At 66.2% G+C, this 21,637-nt stretch carries 21 protein-coding genes and 1 pseudogene; 9 read left to right on the plus strand and 13 right to left on the minus strand.

Annotated elements, in window-relative coordinates; genetic code table 11:
- The first annotated feature begins 57 nt into the window (after window positions 1-57).
- Window positions 58-993 (plus strand): SDR family NAD(P)-dependent oxidoreductase, encoded by a 936-nt coding sequence (locus H0B43_RS22360; protein WP_252189725.1) that lies wholly within the window; start codon window positions 58-60, stop codon window positions 991-993.
- 57 nt (window positions 994-1,050) lie between these two features.
- Here H0B43_RS22360 and H0B43_RS22365 read toward each other — a convergent pair whose 3' ends face one another.
- Window positions 1,051-2,187, minus strand: a complete 1,137-nt coding sequence (locus H0B43_RS22365; protein ID WP_185725950.1) for a hypothetical protein — start codon at window positions 2,185-2,187, stop codon at window positions 1,051-1,053.
- 87 nt (window positions 2,188-2,274) lie between these two features.
- On the opposite strand from H0B43_RS22365, the gene H0B43_RS22370 reads away from it, so the two are divergent.
- From H0B43_RS22370 to H0B43_RS22380, 3 genes are all read left to right on the plus strand, one after another.
- Complete coding sequence (locus H0B43_RS22370; protein ID WP_312033671.1) at window positions 2,275-3,543, plus strand: phosphotransferase family protein; 1,269 nt, start codon at window positions 2,275-2,277, stop codon at window positions 3,541-3,543.
- On the plus strand, window positions 3,537-4,640 hold the full coding sequence (locus H0B43_RS22375; protein WP_185725949.1) for a hypothetical protein: 1,104 nt from the start codon (window positions 3,537-3,539) through the stop codon (window positions 4,638-4,640). Before H0B43_RS22370 ends, H0B43_RS22375 begins: the two co-directional genes overlap by 7 nt.
- Window positions 4,641-4,714: 74 nt before the next feature.
- Complete coding sequence (locus tag H0B43_RS22380) at window positions 4,715-6,454, plus strand: PEP-utilizing enzyme (RefSeq protein ID WP_185725948.1); 1,740 nt, start codon at window positions 4,715-4,717, stop codon at window positions 6,452-6,454.
- Window positions 6,455-6,517: 63 nt separating this feature from the next.
- Here H0B43_RS22380 and H0B43_RS22385 read toward each other — a convergent pair whose 3' ends face one another.
- The 4 genes from H0B43_RS22385 to H0B43_RS22400 are packed head-to-tail and all read right to left on the minus strand — an operon-like array spanning window position 6,518 to window position 9,706.
- A complete protein-coding gene (locus tag H0B43_RS22385; RefSeq protein ID WP_185725947.1) occupies window positions 6,518-7,228 on the minus strand; it encodes a tyrosine-protein phosphatase in 711 nt (236 codons plus the stop codon).
- Window positions 7,225-8,034, minus strand: coding sequence for a phosphonate ABC transporter, permease protein PhnE (gene phnE / locus H0B43_RS22390; RefSeq protein WP_185725946.1), 810 nt, complete (start codon window positions 8,032-8,034; stop codon window positions 7,225-7,227). Before phnE ends, H0B43_RS22385 begins: the two co-directional genes overlap by 4 nt.
- Window positions 8,034-8,822, minus strand: coding sequence for a phosphonate ABC transporter ATP-binding protein (gene phnC / locus H0B43_RS22395; RefSeq protein WP_185725945.1), 789 nt, complete (start codon window positions 8,820-8,822; stop codon window positions 8,034-8,036). The genes phnE and phnC overlap by 1 nt, the downstream gene beginning before the upstream one ends.
- Window positions 8,819-9,706, minus strand: coding sequence for a phosphate/phosphite/phosphonate ABC transporter substrate-binding protein (locus H0B43_RS22400; protein WP_185725944.1), 888 nt, complete (start codon window positions 9,704-9,706; stop codon window positions 8,819-8,821). The genes phnC and H0B43_RS22400 overlap by 4 nt, the downstream gene beginning before the upstream one ends.
- A 165-nt stretch (window positions 9,707-9,871) precedes the next feature.
- Between H0B43_RS22400 and H0B43_RS22405 the strand changes: the two genes are divergently transcribed.
- Both H0B43_RS22405 and H0B43_RS22410 read left to right on the plus strand, forming a co-directional pair.
- The gene (locus H0B43_RS22405; protein ID WP_185725943.1) at window positions 9,872-10,627 is read left to right on the plus strand and encodes a GntR family transcriptional regulator; all 756 of its coding nucleotides are present in this window, start codon (window positions 9,872-9,874) and stop codon (window positions 10,625-10,627) included.
- Between the two features lie 130 nt (window positions 10,628-10,757).
- The gene (locus H0B43_RS22410; RefSeq protein ID WP_185725942.1) at window positions 10,758-11,015 is read left to right on the plus strand and encodes a hypothetical protein; all 258 of its coding nucleotides are present in this window, start codon (window positions 10,758-10,760) and stop codon (window positions 11,013-11,015) included.
- Between the two features lie 11 nt (window positions 11,016-11,026).
- Here H0B43_RS22410 and H0B43_RS41735 read toward each other — a convergent pair whose 3' ends face one another.
- The 5 genes and pseudogenes from H0B43_RS41735 to H0B43_RS22430 form a co-directional block, all read right to left on the minus strand.
- Window positions 11,027-12,337, minus strand: coding sequence for a LuxR C-terminal-related transcriptional regulator (locus H0B43_RS41735; RefSeq protein ID WP_252190054.1), 1,311 nt, complete (start codon window positions 12,335-12,337; stop codon window positions 11,027-11,029).
- Between the two features lie 258 nt (window positions 12,338-12,595).
- Window positions 12,596-13,306, minus strand: a pseudogene (locus tag H0B43_RS41740) (ATP-binding protein); the annotation flags it as partial.
- A 71-nt stretch (window positions 13,307-13,377) separates the two neighbouring features.
- Window positions 13,378-13,926 carry a MarR family winged helix-turn-helix transcriptional regulator gene (locus H0B43_RS22420; protein ID WP_185725940.1) on the minus strand — a complete coding sequence of 183 codons (549 nt, stop codon included), beginning with the start codon at window positions 13,924-13,926 and terminating at the stop codon, window positions 13,378-13,380.
- A 153-nt stretch (window positions 13,927-14,079) separates the two neighbouring features.
- Window positions 14,080-15,489: an FAD-binding oxidoreductase gene (locus H0B43_RS22425; protein ID WP_185725939.1), complete on the minus strand. Its 1,410-nt coding sequence runs from the start codon at window positions 15,487-15,489 to the stop codon at window positions 14,080-14,082.
- Between the two features lie 9 nt (window positions 15,490-15,498).
- The gene (locus H0B43_RS22430) at window positions 15,499-16,698 is read right to left on the minus strand and encodes an Ig-like domain-containing protein (RefSeq protein ID WP_185725938.1); all 1,200 of its coding nucleotides are present in this window, start codon (window positions 16,696-16,698) and stop codon (window positions 15,499-15,501) included.
- 256 nt (window positions 16,699-16,954) lie between these two features.
- Here H0B43_RS22430 and H0B43_RS22435 point away from each other — a divergent pair, with 256 nt between their 5' ends.
- Both H0B43_RS22435 and H0B43_RS22440 read left to right on the plus strand, forming a co-directional pair.
- Window positions 16,955-17,410: a MarR family winged helix-turn-helix transcriptional regulator gene (locus H0B43_RS22435; RefSeq protein ID WP_185725937.1), complete on the plus strand. Its 456-nt coding sequence runs from the start codon at window positions 16,955-16,957 to the stop codon at window positions 17,408-17,410.
- The gene (locus H0B43_RS22440; RefSeq protein ID WP_185725936.1) at window positions 17,407-18,831 is read left to right on the plus strand and encodes an MFS transporter; all 1,425 of its coding nucleotides are present in this window, start codon (window positions 17,407-17,409) and stop codon (window positions 18,829-18,831) included. The genes H0B43_RS22435 and H0B43_RS22440 overlap by 4 nt, the downstream gene beginning before the upstream one ends.
- Window positions 18,832-18,838: 7 nt before the next feature.
- Here the strand turns inward: H0B43_RS22440 and H0B43_RS22445 are convergent, their stop codons facing one another.
- Window positions 18,839-19,417 carry a TetR/AcrR family transcriptional regulator gene (locus H0B43_RS22445; RefSeq protein ID WP_185725935.1) on the minus strand — a complete coding sequence of 193 codons (579 nt, stop codon included), beginning with the start codon at window positions 19,415-19,417 and terminating at the stop codon, window positions 18,839-18,841.
- Between the two features lie 70 nt (window positions 19,418-19,487).
- Here H0B43_RS22445 and H0B43_RS22450 point away from each other — a divergent pair, with 70 nt between their 5' ends.
- Window positions 19,488-19,958: a group II truncated hemoglobin gene (locus H0B43_RS22450; RefSeq protein WP_185725934.1), complete on the plus strand. Its 471-nt coding sequence runs from the start codon at window positions 19,488-19,490 to the stop codon at window positions 19,956-19,958.
- Here H0B43_RS22450 and H0B43_RS22455 read toward each other — a convergent pair.
- Complete coding sequence (locus H0B43_RS22455; RefSeq protein ID WP_252190053.1) at window positions 19,946-21,049, minus strand: nitric oxide synthase oxygenase; 1,104 nt, start codon at window positions 21,047-21,049, stop codon at window positions 19,946-19,948. The two genes, H0B43_RS22450 and H0B43_RS22455, sit on opposite strands and share 13 nt — an antisense overlap.
- A 263-nt stretch (window positions 21,050-21,312) precedes the next feature.
- Window positions 21,313-21,462 (minus strand): hypothetical protein, encoded by a 150-nt coding sequence (locus H0B43_RS22460; RefSeq protein WP_185725932.1) that lies wholly within the window; start codon window positions 21,460-21,462, stop codon window positions 21,313-21,315.
- Window positions 21,463-21,637: the final 175 nt, after the last annotated feature.

Here is a 21,637-nt window from a genome sequence, read left to right on the forward strand (position 1 = left end):
GCATCGGTAGCTCACAGATTGCACGTTCGGTCGAGGAGGAACTCACATGAGATCGCGATGGATTCGCACGCCACGGCCGGCCTCGGTCGACACCGGCGTCGGCCGGAACAAATGCAGGCTGGCGACTTCATGACAATGGATCCGTTTCGGCTCGACGGTGAGGTCGCAGTCGTAACCGGTGGCACTGCGGGGATCGGTTTCGAAACGGCCAGGGTGCTACTGAGCGCCGGGGCCAGGGTGGTCGTCTGCGGCCGCAATGCTGAGCGTGGGCGCCACGCGGTCGAGCAGCTGAGGGCGGTGGGCGACGTGCACTTCACCCCCGCTGACGTAAGTGACGAGAATTCGGTTTCCGATCTGTTCGCCGATGTCAGGTCTCGCTACGGACCGGTGAGCGTCCTCGTCAACAACGCCGGCCCAACCGACCTGTTGCACTCGCGCGATGTCGATGGTCCGCTGGGTGCGGTACGGCCGACTGCGTTTGCGGCCTTGATGGAAAGAACGGTCACGTCGAGTTACCTGCCGACGCGCGAAGCGCTGACCGACATGCTCGGTGCCCGCGCCGGCAGCATCGTCATGATCTCTTCGATGGCCGCAGCACAGGCGATGCCGGGCTTTGATTCCTATGCCACCGGCAAGGGGGCAATCGAGTCGATGACGCGTGCGATCGCGGGTAGCTATGGGCATCTCGACATACGCTGCAATGCAATTCGCGTCGGCCGGATCGCGGTGGATCACGGCGGGGGCCTGCGTGCCGCCGCCGATCCGGTCGAGGAGGATCCGGATGCCTGGCGTGGACCCGCACTTCCGAAAGCGGGTGCGCCCGAGGATATTGCGCATGCGGTGCTGTATCTCAGCTCCGCTGCCGGCCGCTACGTCAACGGGGTAGTTCTCCCGGTGGACGGCGGCGTCGGAAGTCGCTCGCTCATGCCGTGGCAGACACCGCGGCCGGAGATGCTCGACGAACACGCGGGCGCATCACGCGGCGGAGACTGATTCCGCTCCGCCACGAGGGGGTTGCCGGTGCCGCCAGGGCGCCGGCAACCAGGGAGCTTACGCGTACAGGCCGCGCCGAGGGAGCGTCCCACGCGTCATCACGGCACAGTAGCCCGTCGACTTGACACCGTTCACCGTCATCCGGGCGAGCTGCTCGCGATGTCCGGTCGGGGTCGGCTGACCGTCGAGCAGCACCTGCTCCCGATCCGCATGCACGTAGACGTCGTATTCGGCGACCGCACCTCGCCACGCGCCGAGGCCGCGCCCGTCCCGGTATCCGCCGTCGTACCCGGTCCCCGCGTACGCCCACGCATGGATCAACGGCGTAGCGCTGACCAGCAACTCCGTCCCGTCGCCGACAACCAGTCGTAGCGTCACCTCGTCGTACAGTCGGGTTCCCGGGTGAAAGTCCACGTCGAAGGCCGCAATGCCCACTGGAAGACGAACCCCGTCCCGGGTCATGGCAACGACGTCGCTGAACGTGATCCGCCCTTCACCGTCCTCGCGCTGTTGAAGCGATACCCAGAAGTCGTCGTGCTCGACGACCAGCGCGATGTGCAGCATCGACGAGGCGGGCGATGTCGGCGAGGCGGACTTCGCCGATTGCGGATCTGCGACCGACCGGTCGAACCCTCCCACGCCGGGCCGCACACCCCACGAGTGGTCACGCGTACCCCACCAGGTGTCGACGTCTACCGTTTCGCCGGGGTACTGTATCGACCCCGTCCAGCGGCCGGGCTGGTGGTACCGAGTGATTTCCTGTCCGACACGTCCGCCGCGTGAGTCGACATAGTGTGCCTCGCAAGCCGGCTCGTGCGCGCTGGTGAACGTGAGGTCTGCAGTGAGCGGGGTGTCGGAGTCGGCCAGTCGAACGTGGAGTTGTCGAAATGGCTCCACAACGTCCACGGTCAAACCGCCTACGCCCGTAGTGACGACATCGTCACCGAGTGCCCGGGAGAACCGCGCGTTGTGCTGTCGATCGCCTTCGAGAATGCAGAGGAAGCCGTCGCACACTCCCATGTTCTTGTACATGGCCAGTCCGGCGACGAATCCGAACTCCCCGGAGGGGTTGACGCCCGCGAACCAGTACCGGTCGAAGAATCGGTGGTCGCTGGTCGCGGTGTACAGGAAAGGCCATGGCGCCTGGTGGAGCAAGGTCTCGTCCGCGGGATGGAGAGTGCGTTCGTCGATCACTGGTCACCTCTGGGATCCGGGTTAGATATTCGAATTACCGATAGTCTAACTCTAGATGTTTGTCGTTGACGATGCTACCGTGCGAGAGTGCGACATTCGGTAACGTCCAAGGTAGCCCGCGTCCTTCAAGCCGAGTTGGCTCTCGTCGACTCCGATCCGAGCAGGGTGTTCGACCTGCTGACGGTGGGGCGCGCATTGCTACGACGAGCAGAACTCGACGACGACCTCGCCTGCAGGCGCGCGGCAACGCCTGCCCCCCAGGGCATCGAAGAACTCCTCGCGGTCGAACTCCCGGCCGTAGGTGAAGAACTCGGCGGCGCAGTCGTCCCGATCGACTACGGCACGTCCACAGAATTGACTGTCACTGCCGCGGATCTCGTTGCGGCTCTGCGCCGTCAGCAGAAAGCGGGACGCATCGTGGTGTCCGTGGAGGATGTCCGGCGGCTGTCCGGCGGCTTCTCGAAGGAAATGCTGATGGCGCGAGCTACCTACTCCGACGGCTCCGGCGAACGATTCGTCGTCCGCAAGGTGGCGCCGGGGCGACGGGCAGATGGCCTTCGTGCCGAATACGACGTCCTGTCGTCGGCGTTCCGCAGTGGCTGCCCTGTGCCGGAGCCGTGGTGGTATGACAGCGAGGCTCTCGGAACACCGGCGATCGCAACCTCGGCACTGTCCGGTACCCCCGCCGGCGACCCGAACGGCTGGCTTGCCCCTCCTTCCTCGGCTTTGCTCGCGACGGTGGCGCGAGCGGCCGCGCAGCAGCATCAGGTCGAGCTGGAGGCGTTCGATGCGAATCCATTGCCCCCGTTGATCTCCGCTGAGGACCGGCGGGAGGCGCTCGCCGAGCGAAGAGCGGTACTCGACGGTCTGTGGGCGGACGGCGACGATGCCTGGGCGCCGGCATTCCATCTGGTGCTGGACTGGCTCGAGTCCGCGATCCCCGAGTCGGCCGATCCGCCGGTGCTGGTGCACGGCGACTTCGGGCCCCACAACTTCCTGATCGAGGGTGACGAGCTCTCGGGCATCCTGGACTGGGAACGTAGTCACGCGGGACTTGCCGTGGAAGATCTCGCCTACCTCAGGCCCACCCTCGACGACGAGTCGTGGAACGCATTCATGCGCGAGTACGTTGCAGCGGGCGGCCGGGAACCATCGGACGACGCCTTGGTCTGGTACATCGTCTGGCAGGACTTCTGGCGTGCGGTGTCCGCCTATCGGATGCGCAGCCTCTTCCTGCGGAGCCCCGACCAGGTCCTCTACGGAATCTCCGGTCTTCTTCTCGCGCCAGGTTTCCTCACGAGCGCGGTGCGTTCGGTGTCTTCGGCGCACGCGGTCACGGGGGCACGCCCATGTTGACGCGCCTCGACGAGAGCTTGTTTCACCAGACTTCGGACCCGTTCGCCGTGGTGGCGACGCCGGATCATCGCTTCTTCGATCGCTATTGGTTCTCGGGTCTCGCCCCCGATGGAACGGTTGCCTTCTTCGCCGGAACTGGCAGGTACCCCAACATGGCGACGCGCGACGCCTTCCTCAACGTGCTCGTCGGGTCGCGTCAGCACAACCTGCGGGTGTCGACCGAGATCGATGTGCTCGCCGATGCCGCCGCCGTTAACAGGGCTCAGGTCGGTGGCTTCGCGATCGATGTCGAGGATCCGTTCCGACTGATCAGGTTCACGGTGGACGAACCGTCGCATCGTGTTCGGGCGGAACTCGCATTCGTCACCGAGCGTCCTGCCCACCTGGAGGTCAAGCATCGTGAAATGGCCGGGCACCGACTGATTCAGGAGCAAACTCGATACGACCAGGTCGGATCCTGGAATGGGTGGGTTGAGGTCGAGGGGCGACGATTCGACGTCAATGACTGGTGGGGGGATCGCGACCACTCCTGGGGTGTCCGTGTCGACGTCGGCGGCCTGGAGCCGCCACCACTGTCGCGGCGTGTCAGCAGTCTGACGATCTGGTGCAACTTCTCGACCCCCACCCGGTGCGGACTCGTCCAGCTTCGCAAGTATGCCGACGGTAGACCGCCCTACATCGATGGGCAGGTGTACGCGAATGACGGTTCTTCGCTGAGCGTTACGGCAATCGGTCACGATGTCGAGAGATCGCCCGGCGGTTGGCGCAAGGCCCGGCTGCAGATCACGCTGGAGGACGGAGCCGAGCTCGTCATCGAGGCGACTCCGCACCCGGACAAGGCATGGGCGAGTCGCGGTGGTGGCTACAACCGGGGATTCAGCGACGGACTCGGCTTCGGTGCCCGTCGTGGTGATGTAGTCGAGTACGACGTCTTCGACCTCGCGGACTCGGGTGAGGTGTACTGCGATGGACTGCCGGTCGAACCGGGTCATCGGGAGAATTTGGCGGCGGTCACCGTGGACGGTGAAGCCGGGTTCGCGCACTTGCCGATCATGTGGCGCAGCGGGAACATGCAGCGCCAGAACTCGGCAAAATAAGTCTAGGTTCCGATAGTCGAGTGGACTACTATCTTGTGTGAGCGACGCCACTCGGAGTCGCCGGAAGGAGAATCATGGGCGACATCACACGTCCCTGGGTAGTTGACAACGAGTTGAGCACGCGGTGGCCGGTCTACACCCGCGGAAACGTCGGTGAAGTTTCTTCTACCGTTGCAACACCGCTCTTCTGGAGCATGATCGGTGGTCCGCCTTCTGAGCGTGAGTGGCAGCAGGCACTCGCGGAGTTCGGTGCATTCGACACCGATGAGTTCCGCGACGGCGTGATCGACATCCAAGGGCTGGTACATGGGTACGTGTACCTGAATCTGTCGAACATGCGGACGTTCGGCGCCCGGATGCCTGGAGCCACACCTGATCTGATGGACCGCACTTACCTCGGAGACCGCGAAGCACCCGCCTACGTGCCGCATCCCGACGACCAGAGGCCTGAGTACACCGACCGGATTCTGGCGACGGTCCAGCGCGTCATGAGTGAAACCGGTCGGCCCGATATCGAGGAACATCGGAAGACAGCGGAGAAGCTGCGCAGCGCCCGTCCCGACTACTCGTCGATGAGCGAGGCCGACCTCGTCGCGTACCAACGCATGGTGATGCGCGAGTACTATCCGATGTTCACGCGCACCCACCTGCGCATGGTCTACGAGGGTTCCATCGTCACCGGGGCATTGGAAGACGCAGTGGCCCCGTTCGCCGACCCGGGGCTGGCTGTCCGTCTCACCGCGGGTCTTGGCAACATCGCCTCGGCCGCTCCGAATCACGCGATGTGGACACTCGGCCGGACGGTCAGGCAGAGTCCGGACCTCACCGCCCTCTTCGAACAGGGAGTGGTCTCGCTCGACGAGCGTCTCCGAGCCTCAGCCGTTCCCGAGATCACCGATTTCGTTGCCGCGTTTGACGAGTTCCTCTATGAGTTCGGTTCCCGTTCCACGCAGGAATGGGAGGCCAATGCGCGAACCTGGGAAGCATTCCCGTCCATTCCGCTGGGCATGATCGACCGGATGCGCCTTCAGGACGAGGACAAGAACCCGGTCGAGCAGAGCAAGAGGCTGCGGGAGGAGCGAGAGCTCTGTGTTGCCCAGATGCGCGACACACTCGCCGACCAGCCCGAACAACTGGCAAAGCTCGAGGCCGCGCTTCAGTCGGTATCCGTGTACTCACCGGCACGCGAACAAAGTAAGACCAATACGATCAGGGTTCTGCACGAAGCCAGGCTGCCCATGGCCGAACTCGGGCGACGGTACGCCGATTTGGGAATCTTCGACCGTCCCGACGACATCGTCATGGTGCGCGAGGACGAACTGGACGAGTTGGTCGCTGATCCGCGATCCTTCCACAGCCTCATCGTCGAACGGTGGGCGTGGTTCGATCAGCTCTCCGAACTCGAGCCGCCGTTCATCGTCGAGGCCGGAAAGATCCCGCCGGTCACCGAGTGGCCGAAGAAATCGGACCCGGGTGCGGAGACCGCCGTGTCGGGGGACGTGTTGACGGGGCTGCCGGCCTGTACGGGTGTCGCGACCGGTGTCGCTCGCGTCATCACCGATCCCGAAGACGCCCCTGATCTGGAACCGGGCGAGATCCTCGTTGCGCCGCTCACCGATCCGGGCTGGACGCCGATCTTCACATCGGCTGCCGCAGTTGTCGTGAATGTGGGCTCCTCCATGAGTCACGCGGCCATTGTCAGTCGTGAACTCGGCATTCCCTGTGTGCTCGGCGTTCGGCAGGCGACCAAGCGAATCGAGGACGGCATGATGTTGACGGTGGACGGTGGGGCCGGCACGGTCACGGTCCACTGACCGAGGGGGGAGCGGTGTGATGGCGGGCGGACGAGGAACTCTCGTCCGCCCGGCCGAACACCGTCATTCGGTGAATCGCTCTTTCCAGAGCTGAATCGACTCGTCGGTGGCGCCGCGCGACCGCATCCATCCATGGACTCCGCCGGAGTGTGAGTCCCACTGTGACAGAACGCCTTCGAGGGCGTCGGGGACGGCCCCCCGCAGGTCGCGGTCGTGGGGATGCGTGCGGCCGAGTTCGGGAGCAAACCGGGTGATGCGCGCCAGGACGGCAGGCATGTGCTCGTTGGTCGACACGTAGTCGGCGAGGATGTCAGCGGGGTCGACGCCGGAGATGCGCAGCAGGAGTGCGACGGCGACGCCGGTGCGATCCTTCCCCGCCGCGCAGTGCAGCAGTATCGGTCCGGGGGTGGTCGCGGCGATCTGCAGGAGGTCTACGAGCTTGTTGCCCGCGTTGGTGAGAATGCCCTGGTAGACGTCGGCGAGGCGCGTGCCCTGGCTGGGTGCGGTGACTTCGGCATCGGTCAGCAGAGAGACCTGGTGCACGGTGGTGTCGTCGGACTGCAGTGGGTGTGCGCGGGTAGCGAACTCGCGCGGGCTGCGGAGGTCGATCACGGTGCGGGCAGGCCATTCGGCGACGGCCGTGGGACGGGCGTCGCCGGGCGCGGGGAGTGCACTGCGGTACAGCACTCCGGTTCGCGTTCGCCGGCCGTCGGTGGTCGGGAGCCCTCCAAGGTCGCGGAGGTTGGGAAGAACGTCGATGTCGGTCACTGTCATAGGAGCTTCTTTCTGAGATAGGAGGCGACGCGGTCGAGGGTCACCACGACCACCAGCACGACCAGGACGATCGTGAGGACATTTCCGTACTCGAAGAGCCGGAGTTGCTGGGTGAGTTCCATGCCGATGCCACCGGCGCCGACGATGCCGAGTAGCGATGCGGCGCGCACGTTTCCGTCGAGGACGAGGAGGGTGTAACTGGCGACGGTCGGCACACTCTGCGGCAGCAGGACCCAGCTGATGCGCTGCGATCGGGTGGCACCTGCCGCGGCGGCCGCTTCCCACGCCCGCATGTCCATCGTCTCGAAGATGTCGGCGAACAGGCGGGCCATGCCTGCCGCCGATCCGACGACGATGGCGAGGGTGCCGGCGAGCGGACCCAACCCGACCGCGGAGACGAACAGCAACGCCCACATCAGTTCCGGGATGGCCCTGGTGACGTTGATCGATGTTCGGGCGGCGTGGTGCAACCACGCCTGCTCGAAGACCGAACGCGCGCCGAGCAGCGCCCACGGCAGCGCGAGGACCACGCCGATCGCGGTGCCGATGACCGCGATCGCGAGGGTCTCGCCCATCAACGAGATCGCGGTGGGGAGGATGGAAAGGTCCGGGGGGAACATGCGGCCGATGAAGTCGGTGATGTTCGGGATCCCGTCGAGCAGTGCGGCGACGGAGAACTCGGTGGCCTGCGCCGACCAGAGAATGATCGCGGCGGCGGCGAGTAGACCGACGCCGGTCTGCCAGGACGGGCGTCGCAGCGTGGCGAGTTCGGCCGTCGTCGGGGCCGAGGGGAGGTCCGTCTTCATCACTGCACTCCCGCCAGCGCACGCGCCGGATCGGCGTACAGCAGTTCGAGGTCTGCGTCCGTGACGGACGCGGTGGGGAGATCGAAGACGAGTTCTCCCGCGCGCAAACCCACCAGCCGGTCCGCGACCTGTCGGGCCAGTTCCACGTCGTGCAGATTCAACACCGCCGTGAGCCCTTCGACGCGAGCGAGCCGTACGATGTCGTCGACGACGCCGCGGGCGACGACCGGATCGAGATTGGCGACGGGTTCGTCGGCGAGGAGCATGTCGGGTTGCTGCACGAGCGCTCGGGCGATGGCCACGCGTTGACGTTGCCCACCGGACAGGGCGTCGGCACGCTTGCGCAACTGGTCCTCGAGCCCGAGGCGGCGGACGGCGTCGACGGCGATCTCCCGATCGCGGCGCCGGACGAAGTGCACGAGGCTGGGTAGCAGCGGCTGGTAGGCGAGCCTGCCGATGAGCGCGTTCGAGAGCACCGTCGCCCGCTCGACGAGCTGGAACTCCTGGAACACCAACCCCACCCGGGCCTGCGCACGCCGCCTGGCGCGGCCGCGCAATCCGCCGCGATCGCTCCCGTCGTGCAGCACGCACCCCGATGTCGGTTCCGCGAGGCCCGCGAGGCATCGCATGAGCGTGGATTTTCCGGCGCCACTTCGGCCGAGCACCGCGACGATCTCGCCGGGCGCCACCCGCACCGACACCTCGCGCAGCGCCGCCGTACCGTCCGGATACTTGTAGCTCACCGCGTCGGCCTCCACGCGGGGCATGCCGTTCTGGGTGGACGTCATTTCCGCGACAGCTCCTCGAGGTTCACGCCGAGTTCTGCTGCGGCGTCCCGGAAAATGGCGAAGTCGTCCTCGCTGGCCTGCTCGAAGCTGGTCGCCCCCACGACACCGAGCGCGGCGGTGTTGTCGCTGCTTACGAACGCGTCGACGATGCCCTGCTCGAGTGCGGGGTCGAGGCCCTTGCGGGCGATGATCACCAGGGAAACGGGGATGGGTTCGGACTCGGCGACGATCTTCTGCGCACCGCTGTCGATTACACCCTTGTCGACCATCGTTTGGTAGGAGGAGCGTGCGTCCGCGGCGCAGTCGACGGAGCCTTGCTTCACCGCGAGTTCGGCGGTGTCGTGGCCGCCCGCGTAGGTGCCCTCGATGTCGGTGTCCGGGTCGATGCCCGCACGCTTCAGCAGAAGCTTGGGAATGTAATTGCCACTGGTGGAGCCGGCGTCGACGAATGCGACCTTGCGGCCACGGAGGTCGTCGATCGAGTCGATGCCGGTGTCGGTGCGGCACACGAACACCGAACTGTAGGCGGCGCCCTTGGCCACGACGAGTGGCTCGACACCGGCGACGGCCTCGGCAAGAGGGGTCGGGAAGGGGCTGAACGCGGCGACGTCGATGAGGCCCGACCGCATGGCCTCCACGATCGACAGGTAGTCGCTCGTCGGCTTCACCTCCACCGACTTGCCCGTCCCGTCCGCGATCAAAGAGGTGACCGGCGCGAACTTCGCTTGCAGGTCTGCATTGGCCTCCGCCGGTGGCAGTCCCACCCGCAGAACGTCGGGCGCGCCGTTCTGGTCGGAGGAGTCGCCGCAGGCGGCGGCACCGCACAGGGTGACCGCGCAGGCGGTGGCGGCCAAAGTGCGGCGCAGGGTCGGGTGGATGCTCACGGGCGGGGCCTTTCCGAGATGTGTCCGAAGTGATGCCCGAATATTCATCTAGACAAGTAGCGTAAACCACGCTCGAACGTGTCGCGCAAGTGAATGCCCGTCGAACAGGTCTGATGCGCTCAACTGGCACGGCGGTCAACTCCGAAAGTCCTCTAGACTTGTCGCATGCCGAGCACAAGGTCCGCGGGTCGCATACCGCTCTACCGACAGGTGCAGGACGTCCTCCTGCAGCGACTCGACAGCGGTGCCCTCCGACCCGGCGACCGCCTACCGCCCGAGACCGACCTGGCCGCCGAACTCAAGGTGAACCGGCTGACGGTCCGCCAAGCCATCGGTGAATTGACCCGGGCGGGCCGGCTCGTCGCCCGGCAGGGTTCGGGCACGTTCGTGGCCCCGCCGCCCCGACACTTCCCCATCGAACTCGCCGCCAGCTACATCAACGGACCCGATGGTCTCAGCGGGGCATTCGCATCCGTCGGCCGCACGTTGAGCGAGACGCCCGTCAGCAGTGCGATCGTGCTCGGCGGTAGTGCACCGCAGGCGGAGGAGTACTTGCCAGGTCGACGACTGCGTCGCATCGATTCCGTGCTCGCGGTCGACGGTGAACCCTGGTTTGCGAACTCGGTGTGGATGGACGACCACCGGTTCGCCGGCATCGATCGGCACCTGCAGGACGGGGTGCCGCTGTACACCGTGTGGCGCGACGTCTACGGCGTGCGCTTGAAGGCGGCATGGCGGTCGTTCGCCGCGGCCGCGGCCTCGCCGCGCGTGGCGGAGATGCTCGGTGTGCCCGCGGGAGCACCGGTGCTGCTGCGCGACGGGCTGAACGTCGACGAGGACGGCGCTCCCACCATTTACATCAACCGGTCGTGCCGCAGCGACCGCGTGCGATTCGTCGCGAACTATCTGGAGGCGGACTGAGTCGCCACGCTCGATGATCACCCGATGCGTTCCCGGTGTGACGTACGACATAGGTACCTACGTAGGTAGTTCGACGAATGGTCTCCCACCGTGTGGTCCTCCAAGCTGGAGAAGACAAGGAGGTCAGAGAATGAACACAGCGGAGTTGGGCGTACTCGAGCAGGTGGCAGTGAGTGAATTGGTGGCGTACTCGCACCGGTGGGACGAATCCGGGCCGACGGCGACATCGATCGGCCGCGCCGGTGAACCTGCATGCGACCGCCAGGCGCTCGGGCGACTGGAGAAGTTGGGCCTCATCGCGTGCGGGGCGCACTCGCGAAGCGGCGGACACGTCAAGATCACCCCGGCCGGCATCGAAGCGCTCTCCTACATCACCGCGACAAGCTGAGCCGAGGGCGATCAGTCGGGTTGCTCGGCTGTATCCAACCATCGCACGATCTGGGTTCGTGAGCGGAAACCCAGCTTGGTGAGGATGTGCTCGACGTGGGCGTCGACGGTCCGCTGGGAGATCACGAGCTTGGTGGCGATCTCTCTGTTCGTGAGACCGTCGGCGACCAGGGCGGCGATCTGCTGCTCACGGCGGGTCAGGCCGGCGCGAGTAGCAGATCCTTTACCCTTCGGTTTTCGATCCGTCTCCGAACCGAGGGCAAGTGCCACTGATTCGTCGAAGGAAAGCTCCTCACCCTTGGCATACATCTGCTCGAAGGTGAGGTTCCCGAGTTCCTGACGGAGTTCCCGTTCGACAATGCTCGTGACTTGCTGCACGGCGGCCTGCGCCAGTCTCATCTGGCTGTACTGCCAGATCGATTTTGCCGCGCCCAAGAGCACGGCGGCGCGATCAGGTTGGCTCGCGGCAGCCGACCACGCGAGCCCCTCGATGCAGACTGCGACCATGCCCGGATGCTCGAACATCTGATACAGGCGTATCGCCTCGGACATGAGTGCTGTGGCGGAGGCAACGTCTCCCTTCCGCCACCGCACTGCTCCGAGCGGATACAGGGCGATGGCTTTGAGCAGGTGTGCCTCGTGGCGCTCCGTGAAGTGCACGAAGCGCCCCGCGATGTGTTCCGCGTCCTCATGCTCCGTGATGAATGCGTAGAGGGCGGAAAGGGCCATCGCTTCGGCTACGAGACCTGGATTCTCCCGGTCGATTCCAAGCTCCACAGCCCTCTCTGCCTCTTCGAAAGCCTTCTGAATGTCATCGGCCGCGGACGCTTCCAGAGCCGACGCAAACAGGGCGGTCACGGCCAACTCGTGTGACGGCGGTTGTGTGACCAGTTCACGGTATTCGCGAAGCAGTGTGCGGGCGTCTTCCGTCTGCTCGACGAGGAACGCGAGGATGCTCGCGGCGACGAGACCCGTTGCCCGCTCGGGCGACGGGTCGGTGACTCGATCGAGGATGCGACGAAGCCACTGATATCCCTCGAGAACGGATCCGGATTGCTCCCAGAAGGGACGCAGAGCCGTCGCCATCGCAAGCGCGACCAGCGGCTCGCCGGGGTCGGACAAACTGAAGGCGAGCGCTTCGCGGATATTGGCTTGTTCTGTTTGTGTCGTCGCGTACCACTCGACGTCCCTGATGCTGCAATAGTCGGAAATCCCACGCTGGGCGAGACGGAAGAAGTAATCCCGGTGACGATGGCGTACAGCTGACGCGTCCGGGGACGACGCCAACCTCTCCATGGCGTATTGACGCACCGGCTCGAGCATTCGATACCGGCCCTGTGTTCCGTGAGGGCCGTTGATGCGGACGATGATCGATTTGTCGACGAGCCCTATCAATGCACCGAGGACACTGGATCCGGGTTCGGAGGGTACGCACACCCCGACCGCAGTCTCGACCGTAAATCCTCCGGAGAAGACTGCGAGTTGCTCCCACACATGCCGTTCATGTGGAGTGCACAGGCGGTAGCTCCAGTCCACGGCGGCGTCCAACGTGCGATGGCGTGAGGGGCGCGTCTGTTCGGTGGCCGTCAGGACCTCGCTGTCCTGGAGTCGCTCTGCAATCTCCACCGGGCTGAACGTGCGGACGTTTGCTGCAGCCAGTTCGACAGCCAGGGGAAGGCCTTCCAACGCTCGGGAGATTGTTGCGACGGCTTCGCGATTGTCGTCGGTGATGCGGAACCGTGGGTCCGCTGCCGATGCTCGCTCCTCGAACAGCAACATCGCTTCACTGAGGCCGGTTGCGGACTCGTGCGCGAGAGGTGGCACGGGAAAGACTTGCTCGCCCTCGACCCCCAGGATGTGTCTGCTCGTGGCAAGAATCTTGAGGGTCGGTGCAGAGCGAAGGAGCCCGGAGATCAACTCTGCGCACGCGTCGGTGAGGTGTTCGCAATTATCGAGAACCAGGAGGAGCCGCCGATCCCGGAGGTGCTCGGTCAAGAAGCCGACAGGGTCTTTCGACTCGTCCCGAATGCCCAGGACGCTGCTGATCGTCGGGGCCAGCAAGCCGCCCTGCCGGAGATCCGCCAGTTCGACCAGCCAGGCACCATCGGTGAAGTTGCGCCGGATTTCGCCGGCGAGCCTGACGGCGAATCGCGTCTTTCCGACTCCACCCATGCCGGTCAGGGTCAGCAGCCGCGTGGAGGCGAGAAGATTCTTCGCTTGCGTGAGATCCTCTCGCCGGCCGACGAAACTGGTCATCTCCACCGGCAGGTTGCCGACCGCACGCACACTCATCCGGTAAAGATCTCACCTCGGCCGGTGGAGTACCAGGCCGACTCACCGAGGTGAAGTGCGATCATGCCCGCTCAGTCTGCCGGGTCGACGTCGCCCGCAGCGGAGCGCAGTGCCGTGAGCGCGGCCAGGAGCTTGCGCTGCTGCACAGGCGTACTGCCCACCAGACCGAAGTTGATCTCCTTCAGGGTGTTGGTCACCGCCAGGATGAACTCGCGTCCTTCGTCGGTGATCGTCGCGTACGTTGCGCGCCGGTCCGTCGGGTGCGCGTCCCGCGATACGAGACCCTTGTTTTCCAGACGGTCGGTCGAAAGGGTGATCGTCGTGGCGTGCACGAGCAAACTCTTGGCCAGCCTCGACAGCAGCCGGGTGCCGTTTTCGCTCAGCTCGAGCGTCATCAGCAGCAGGTAGTCCGTCAGATTGAGCCCGTGGCTCTTCAGTTCGACTTCGAGCGCGTCGGTCACGATCCGATGGAACCGGAGCATCGAACTCATGGCGAGGAAGGCTTCGCGGTCCGCGCCGAGGTCGTTCTTCTCCCAGAAGTAGCTCGCCCAGTCCACTGGATCGCTCCGCTTCACAGCCTTCTTGTTCGTGGCTGTCGCGGCGTTCTTCCGTGGTGGCACGGCGATTCCTCCTTGTAATTCTTGCGCTGCCGAACGCACCCCTGCGCCCGTTGACCGAGTCTATCTGGGTGAGGCTCTCGCCGAGAGCAGCGCAACGGCAAGAGAAACCAGGACGTCGGAGCCGCAGGCCCCCTGTCGACGCCGGCACCGAACCTACAGCGGATAGTGCGTGAGGACGCCCATCGGGTCGTGTCGCTGCCGTAATTCCCGCAGTCGGCGGAGGTTTCCGCCGTAGGCCGCGTTGATTTCGGCGCCGGTTTCGGGGAAGCCGGGCCGCACCTCGACGCTGTAGACGCCGGTGGTGTGGGGAGCGAGCGCGTCGAGGGTGCCGCCCGCCCATGACAGGCAGGCGGCACCGTAGTACGGGTCGGACCAGATCGCGTTCAGCGGGATGTTCCACTCGCCGCTCCGGCCCCAGAAGGCGGTGTCCTCGTCGCCCACGTCGGCGAGTGCACCGCCGGTGTGCTGGAAGTCGATACGACATTCCCGCGTCGGGGCCCCGCGGATCTGGGTGGCGAGGGCCTCCGCGAGGTGGGAGTCGAGGGTGGCGCCCGTGAAGACGGCCTTCCCGAAGAAGGATCCCCGCGGTTCGCCCGGCTCGGGTAGCCGGATCGGCTCGGGTTCTTCGCCGTCGAGTCCGGGTGGTGCGAATTCGGGCAGCCCACCGAGGTAGGTGCCCGACGTCTCGGACCGGTACAGGACGTTGCCCGACCCGCCGGCGACCGCATCGGCGGCGGCGCGGGCCCGGTCGATGTCGGCGGCGTCGCTGCTCGCGCACGCGGTGTAGACGAAGAGGATGGGTTCGTCGGCGGAGAGTGCGCTGTAGCCGAGCACCGCGCCCATCGTGGTGTTCCGCGGAAGCGTCGGTGCGACACGGAAATAGGTGGCGAGCGAGTCGATTCCGAGCACCATCCGATCCACCCACACCGGGCCCTGCGGATGCGTGCGCAGCACCGCCGACGTGACGACGCCGAAGCACGGCGCGCAGCCCCGGACCGCCCACCACAGATCGGCCTCGTCGCCGGTGCTCGCATCGGACAGGTGGACGACCTCCCCGGAGGGCAGGACGAGTTCGACCTCGACCAGCTGATCGAGTGTCAACCCGAGACTGCGCGTGAGGTACCCGACGCCGCCGCGGGTGACGAGTCCGAAACCGGCGTGTCCGACGATCCCGACCGGCACCACCCGGCCGGTGGGGGCGAGGGCGTCCAGCATGGTTCCCACGGTGGCGCCGCCGGCCACGACCACCCGATCACCCTCGGGGCGAGCCGTGTTCAGAGCCGCCGACAGGTCGAGCATGACGGCGTCGTCGGCGACGCAGTTGGAACTCAGGCCGCCGCCGCGGACGGTGACGGTGCCACCCGTCCGGTGTGCCACTCTCATGACGGTCGAGACCTCGTCCACCGACACCGGTTCGACGACGCAGGACGGACGGCGTCTCGAGGCTTCGGGAAAGAACACCCGGCCCAGGGCAGCGTGATAGTCGTCCGTCTCCGGTAGGTGCACCCGGTGCGGCAGAACCGCCTTCAACTGTTCGACACATCCCGCGGATGGTGAACTCACGAGCGCCTCCTACGCCGTTGCGTTACCTGCCTGCCACTGATCCCACGGGACCTCCCAGTCCCCGTACGTGTCCCACACCGGAAGCAGCGGGCCGCCGGAGTTGGTGATCTCGACGACGTCGCCGATCCCGAAGTGGTCGAACATCCACTGGGCGTTGGCGGGGGCCAGGTTCACGCAACCGTGGGAGACGTTGCTGCTGCCCTGATCGCCCACCGACCACGGAGCCGAGTGGACGAACTCTCCGTCGTTCGAGATGCGGAGGTTCAGGTCGACCTTCTCGCGGTAGTAGTCCGGGTCGCCGGCGCAAACCCCGTAGGTGCACGAGTCCATGATGATGCTCTGCTGCCTGTCGGAGATCACGTGCGGACCCTCGTGCGACGGGTGATCGGGCGAGCCCAGACTCATCGGCATGGAGGTTTCCTGCACACCGTTGTGGAACACGGTGAGCACCTCGCTCGCCCCGTCAGCCTTGGCCACCCACGCGTCGTGCACGGTGTAGTCGGCCGAATTGTCCTCCGCACCGAAGACGCCGTCACCGAGGTCGACGCCGTACACGTCGGCCTCGACGTGGATCCTGGTTCCCGGCGCCCAATAGTTCGCGGCTCGGTAGTGCGCGTTCTGGTCGTCGGTCCAGTACCAGGCCCCCGGCTGCGGCGGCGTCGTCGTCACGTGCAGTCGCTGCTGCACCTCGGCCTTGTTCACGACCGGTTCCGTGAACTGGAACACCATCGGCTGGCCGACGCCGATGCCGGTATCGGCGACGACATCGGGTGCTGGGACGACGTTCGCGTACGCCGTGGCACCGGGCGTCATCGTCGTCACGGAGAAGGTCTTCTCGACGGGCGCACCGTCCGGGTTGACCGCGTCGGCGACGACTGTGTACGTGGACCCGTAGCCGAGCGGCACGCTGGTGGTCCAGCTCATGCTGTCGGGGGCGAGTGCTCCTGCGACCGGTGCGCCGGCTTCCGCGGGATTCGTGACGGTCACGGTGGTGAGCTTGCCGCCCGTCGCGGTCACCACGATCGGGGTGGTCGGGTTGATCGGCGCACCCTCGGCCGCGGGAACGGCGATCGATGCAGGCGCGGTCTGGGTGGTGGTCGCGGATTCTGAGGACGTGCCGGTATCGCCGATGGTGCATGCCGTGGCCAGGAACGTCATGGCCACGACCGCGATGATGCCGGTTGTGCGCGTGCGGAGAGTCACGACCACCTTCTTTCCGATCTCGATCAGCGTTCGCCGTCCTCAATAGTGCCAGCGATCGCCTCCGAGTTTCCTGTGGGACGCCCGGCGCGCCCGCCGTACCTGGAGGAATTCGAACGCCCTGAACCTCGCTCCGACACATTAGACAGCACTGCTGATGAATATCTCCGGGCGAATTTCCTGTTTACGCTGATGTGGCCTCATTGTGAGATGGAAATAAAACAGCTAGACTGGCTAATGAAACGACTGTGAGAGGGAGGCCACCATGGACGAGAAGGTCGAACAGCTCCGTGAGGACGTCAATCTGTTCACGCGGCGCATCCGGACTCAGCGCGCCGGGCACCTGCTCACGCCCTCGCAGCTCCAGGCCCTCGCCCATCTCGACCGGGAAGGTCCGATGAGTGCACGGGCTCTCGCAGGCTTCGAGCAGGTGGCGCCGCAGTCGATCGCGCGGACCGTCGCGATACTCGAGGAGTCCGGAATGGTCTCGCGGACGGTGGACCCCCAGGATGCGCGAGCGAGCATCGTCGCGATCACCGCGCTGGGGTTGCAGACCCTCGTGGACGACCGGTCACGGCGGAGCGAGTGGCTGACGGCCGCGCTTGCCGCCGAATGCACCGACGCCGAGCGCGACCTGCTCTTCATCGCCGGACGGCTACTCCGCCGACTCGCCGCGACCCCCGAGCCGGCGCCGCAGCGGGAGTCACTGATGCACTCGTGAGCGCGACCGTCGCGGACACCGGGGTCGCGCAGCAGGCTCGATCCGTACCGTTCCGGGTCAGCGGATCAGTCGCGACCGGAAGCATCCTCCAACCCCTGAACTCGTCGATGATCGCGGTGGCGATCGTCGGTATCGCCGCCCAGTTCGGCTCCTCGTCCGGGATCACCTGGGTGATCTCGGCGCTCTACATCGCGACGGCCGTCACCGCCCCGATGGCAGGGAAACTCGGTGCCCTGCTCGGTGCCCGGAAGGTGTATCTCGGGGGCCTCGCCCTCGTGGCGCTGGGCTCTGTCGCCGGCCTGCTGGCACCCACCGTCGGCTGGCTGATCTTCTCGCGAGTTCTGGTCGGAATCGGAACCGCCACGCAGTATCCCAATGCGATGACGATGATTCGCGGCTACGCGGAACGCCACGGCGCGCAGCCGCGCACCGCGATCACGACCCTCGCGATCTGCAGCCAGGCGGTCGTGGCACTCGGCCCGACACTCGGCGGACTGCTGGTTGGTGCGTTCGGCTGGCAGTCGATCATGTGGATCAACCTTCCGATCGCCGCGTTCAGTGCCGTGGCGGTCACGAAGTTCGCGAACGTCGGCTTCGTCGGCGGCATGTCGGTCAGCCGGCGGCAACTGGTGCACTCGCTCGACGTAGTAGGCGTCCTGCTGTTCCTCGCGCTCATCTCGTCGACGATGCTGTTCCTGCTCTCGCTCACTACGGCCCCGGTGTGGTGGCTCCTCCCGGTCTGGGCGGTGGTGCTGGCCCTGTTCGTCCAGTGGGAACGGCGGGCGGACGAACCGTTCATCGACGTCCGAGCGCTGGCGCGAAACCGTGCGCTCAGCGCCACCCTCGCCCGCACCCTCCTCACCTACACGGCGTTCTACTGCGTCTTCTTCGGAATCCCACAGTGGTTGCAGTATTCCCGGGGGATGAGCGCCACCGAGGCGGGGCTGACGATGCTGCCCGTCGCCGCCGTCGGTATCGGCTCCACGCTGCTCGCGTCGCGGACGTACCGGCGGCACGGGGTGCGTCGGACGCTCACCGTCGGCACGTGCGCACTACTGGTGGGCGGGTTGCTCCTGGCCTCGGTGGAAAGCAGCACCGCCCCGATCGTCGTCCTGCTCCTGGTGGCCGCCGTACTCGGAATCCCCAATGGATTCAACAACATCGGCAATCAGAATCTGATCAGCTCCGTCACGTCCGTCGAGGAAGTGGGCACGGCGATCGGGATGTACCGCACCGTGCAGTACGTCGGCGCGAACCTGTCTGCCGTCGTGCTGCAGACCACCGCCGGTCACGTCATCGGCGACGACGGCCTGCACCGCACGGGCTGGTTCATCGCCGTCGCGGGTGTTCTCCTGCTCGTCGGTGTGCTGACGTCGCGGAACATGGGCGACCGCCGCGCCCCGGCCGTGCCCGCGGCGTAGCCGGCACTCACGAGGGGGCAGTTCCCCCGACGGCCCGCCAGATCAGCGCCGCGGTCCGGGCCGGCCAATCGGCCGGGGGACGGTCGCCGGCGAGGGCCCGGCCGTACCAACTGCCGGTGGTCATGGTGACGGCGACATCGAGATCGGCGTCGGCGTCGATCAGGTTCAGCGCCGCGGCACGATCCAGGATCGCGCGGATGCGGCGGCGGCGCGGCGCCACCACCCGCGCACGGTACTGCGCGCGGACATCGTCATCCGTCGTGTCCTGCAGCATCGTCCCGACCAGCGACAGCCGGCCGTTGCGCGACACCCCGCGCTGGAAGTCGGTCAGCTCGCGCACCAGATCACCGAACGGGTCCGTCGACGACGGGTCCGCGGCTTCGTCGGCCAACAGCGCGACGACTGCCGCGGCCAAATCCGCCTTCGTCGCCCACCGCCGGTACAGCGCCTGACGGGTGGTGCCGGCCTCCGCGGCGATCGCGGCGAGCGACATCGCGTCGTATCCGGCCCGGGACAGTTGCCGGCTCGCCACTTTCAGCACCCTGGTGTCGATATCGGTGTCGCGACTGCGCCCGGCCACACTCATGCTCGATCCTCTTTTCAATCCAATACTGATGTGTATTGTAATGGAGAGACGACGGACATCGGGAGCTCACATGAGTGATCAGGACACACCGTCCCTGTACGAGTGGGCGGGCGGTGAGCAGTCGTTCCGGCGGCTGATCGACGCCTTCTACGACCGGGTGGAGCGCGACGACCTATTGTCGCCGATGTTCCCCGGCGGAGTGCACGAGGAGCATCGCCGCAACGTGACCCTGTGGTGGTGCGAGGTGTTCGGTGGCCCGCCCGGCTACACCGATCTACTCGGTGGCTATGAACGAATGTTGCGGCACCACATCGGACTCGGCATCAGCCCGGAGCAGCGGCACCGTTTCGCGGCGACGATGAGCCTCGCCGCCGACGACGCCGACCTGCCGTCCGATCCCGAGTTCCGTTCCGCCTTCATGGCCTACGTCGAATGGGGGACCAGACTGGCCCTCCAGAATTCGAGTCCCGGCGCCGAGGTCGTCGAGCACGCTCCCGTCCCACGATGGGGGTGGGGCGTCGCCCCGCCCTATCGCGGCTGAGCGGAATGTCCCGCACCGGAGATCGGGCATCCCGACGCCGCAGGGGCCGCGAGAAAGTTCGGCCGGATGTCCATGTCGGGCGCGTCGTAGAGCCGGTGGAAGGTGGGCGTGAGCGCCGCCGACATCGGCGGATTGATCCACGACCAATCCGTCGGGCACGTCCGGCCGAGCGACTCTTCGCGCTCGACGTGGCTGATGAACTGCTTCGCGACGGTGTGATGATCGACCATGTGCACACCCGCCTGCCGGTAACTGTGGATCACGGCCCGGTTCAGTTCGACGAGGGCGCGGTCGCGCCACAGTGTCCGCTCCGATGACGTGTCGAGACACAGCTTTTCGGCGATGGCGGGCAACATGTCGTACCGGTCTTCGTCGCTGAAGTTGCGGGCCCCGACCTCCGTGCTCACGTACCACCCGCTGAACGGGGCGAGCGGGTAGATGAGACCGCCGACCGAGAAGCTCATGTTCGACACTGCGGGGACGGCATGCCACCGGAGACCGAGGTCGGCGAACCAGCGGTGGTCGGGGTGCTCGATCTCGACCTCGAGAACCAGGTCCGGGGGAACGTCGTACCAGCGCAGCGGCTCGTCCGGAGTGCTGATCAGCAGGGGCAGCACGTCGAATCGCGTTCCCGCGCCGCGCCACCCCATCCTCGTGACGGTCTCGGTGATGCCCAGGTGCGCCGGATCGCCGGTCACGGTCCCGTCCGCATGGCGGTATCCCGCGTATCGGATGAGCTGCGGGCTGAGGATCTTGTACTCGCGACCGTCGGGGAGCGGCAGCGGACCGACGGTGATGACCGACCGCAGCGCGCCGCCGTTGGTCGCGACCCGCAGATGCTCCCAGCACGCCTCCGCGATCTCGTCGGCCGTCGTGGCGTGCCGGGCGTCGAGGAGTTTGAGAGTGCGCCAATGCTTGCGCCCCACACATCGGGCGTGGTTACGCCAGGCCAACTGGGCGCCGATCTCGATCTCTTCCCGGGTCTGCTCGTAGCGTCCCGTCGCGGCCAGTGACCGAAGCGCCTCGTCCAACCGGGAATCGGGGAGATGCGCGAGTTCGGGCTGACGGAAGAAGTCGGAACACTCCTCCATCCGGGCCGCGTGCCCGGCCTCCGCGGAGTCGAAGTCGTTCCATTCGGCCTCGACATCCGGCGCGTCCGGAACCGCCTCTGTGCTGCCCACCCGTGACCTCCCGACGATCATTGATCTCGTGCGCGACAGTATGGCAGCGGTCACTCACCGGCCTCGCACCGAGTCGGTCACGGGCCTGCGCCGACGCGTCGCACGGTCGGTTCGGGGGTATTCAGGAGGTGGCGCGAGTCCGAAGACGGCTGAGCGTCAGTTCGGTTCTGCTGTCAGCCGGCAGCGGTGCGGCGGGTGGGCCTGCGGTCGTCGGCGAACATCGCCTCGATCCTCGACTTGATCTCCGCGGTGCTCATGGTGCCGCCGCGCCGGGACGTCTGCGTTCCGGTGAGGGTCGTCGGGGTGATCGAGGTTGTCGCCACGCGTCCTGCTTTCGTCGATGTTGGTATGTGTGCCGCACGGTCACGCTTGTGATCTGGTTCACATTGTGGCCGACTATGTTGTACACCACACGTTCGGTCTCGTGCCACTCCGTCCGACAGCGACAGCCGTCGACCTCGGCTGTACGAGCTGGATTCGACGTGGCAGAACGCTACT

Origin of the sequence: Rhodococcus sp. 4CII (assembly GCF_014256275.1) — a bacterium.
In the GTDB taxonomy this organism is placed as follows: domain Bacteria; phylum Actinomycetota; class Actinomycetes; order Mycobacteriales; family Mycobacteriaceae; genus Rhodococcus_F; species Rhodococcus_F wratislaviensis_A.

Coding starts and splice junctions, on each gene's coding strand:
- phnC (WP_185725945.1), bottom strand. CDS start 8,822: ATGACGTCCACCCAGAACGGCATGCCCCGCGTGGAGGCCGACGCGGTG.
- H0B43_RS22375 (WP_185725949.1), top strand. CDS start 3,537: ATGTTGACGCGCCTCGACGAGAGCTTGTTTCACCAGACTTCGGACCCG.
- H0B43_RS22380 (WP_185725948.1), top strand. CDS start 4,715: ATGGGCGACATCACACGTCCCTGGGTAGTTGACAACGAGTTGAGCACG.
- H0B43_RS22385 (WP_185725947.1), bottom strand. CDS start 7,228: ATGACAGTGACCGACATCGACGTTCTTCCCAACCTCCGCGACCTTGGA.
- phnE (WP_185725946.1), bottom strand. CDS start 8,034: ATGAAGACGGACCTCCCCTCGGCCCCGACGACGGCCGAACTCGCCACG.
- H0B43_RS22450 (WP_185725934.1), top strand. CDS start 19,488: ATGAGTGATCAGGACACACCGTCCCTGTACGAGTGGGCGGGCGGTGAG.
- H0B43_RS22435 (WP_185725937.1), top strand. CDS start 16,955: ATGGACGAGAAGGTCGAACAGCTCCGTGAGGACGTCAATCTGTTCACG.
- H0B43_RS22405 (WP_185725943.1), top strand. CDS start 9,872: ATGCCGAGCACAAGGTCCGCGGGTCGCATACCGCTCTACCGACAGGTG.
- H0B43_RS22360 (WP_252189725.1), top strand. CDS start 58: ATGGATTCGCACGCCACGGCCGGCCTCGGTCGACACCGGCGTCGGCCG.
- H0B43_RS41735 (WP_252190054.1), bottom strand. CDS start 12,337: ATGCTCGAGCCGGTGCGTCAATACGCCATGGAGAGGTTGGCGTCGTCC.
- H0B43_RS22410 (WP_185725942.1), top strand. CDS start 10,758: ATGAACACAGCGGAGTTGGGCGTACTCGAGCAGGTGGCAGTGAGTGAA.
- H0B43_RS22455 (WP_252190053.1), bottom strand. CDS start 21,049: ATGGAGGAGTGTTCCGACTTCTTCCGTCAGCCCGAACTCGCGCATCTC.
- H0B43_RS22445 (WP_185725935.1), bottom strand. CDS start 19,417: ATGAGTGTGGCCGGGCGCAGTCGCGACACCGATATCGACACCAGGGTG.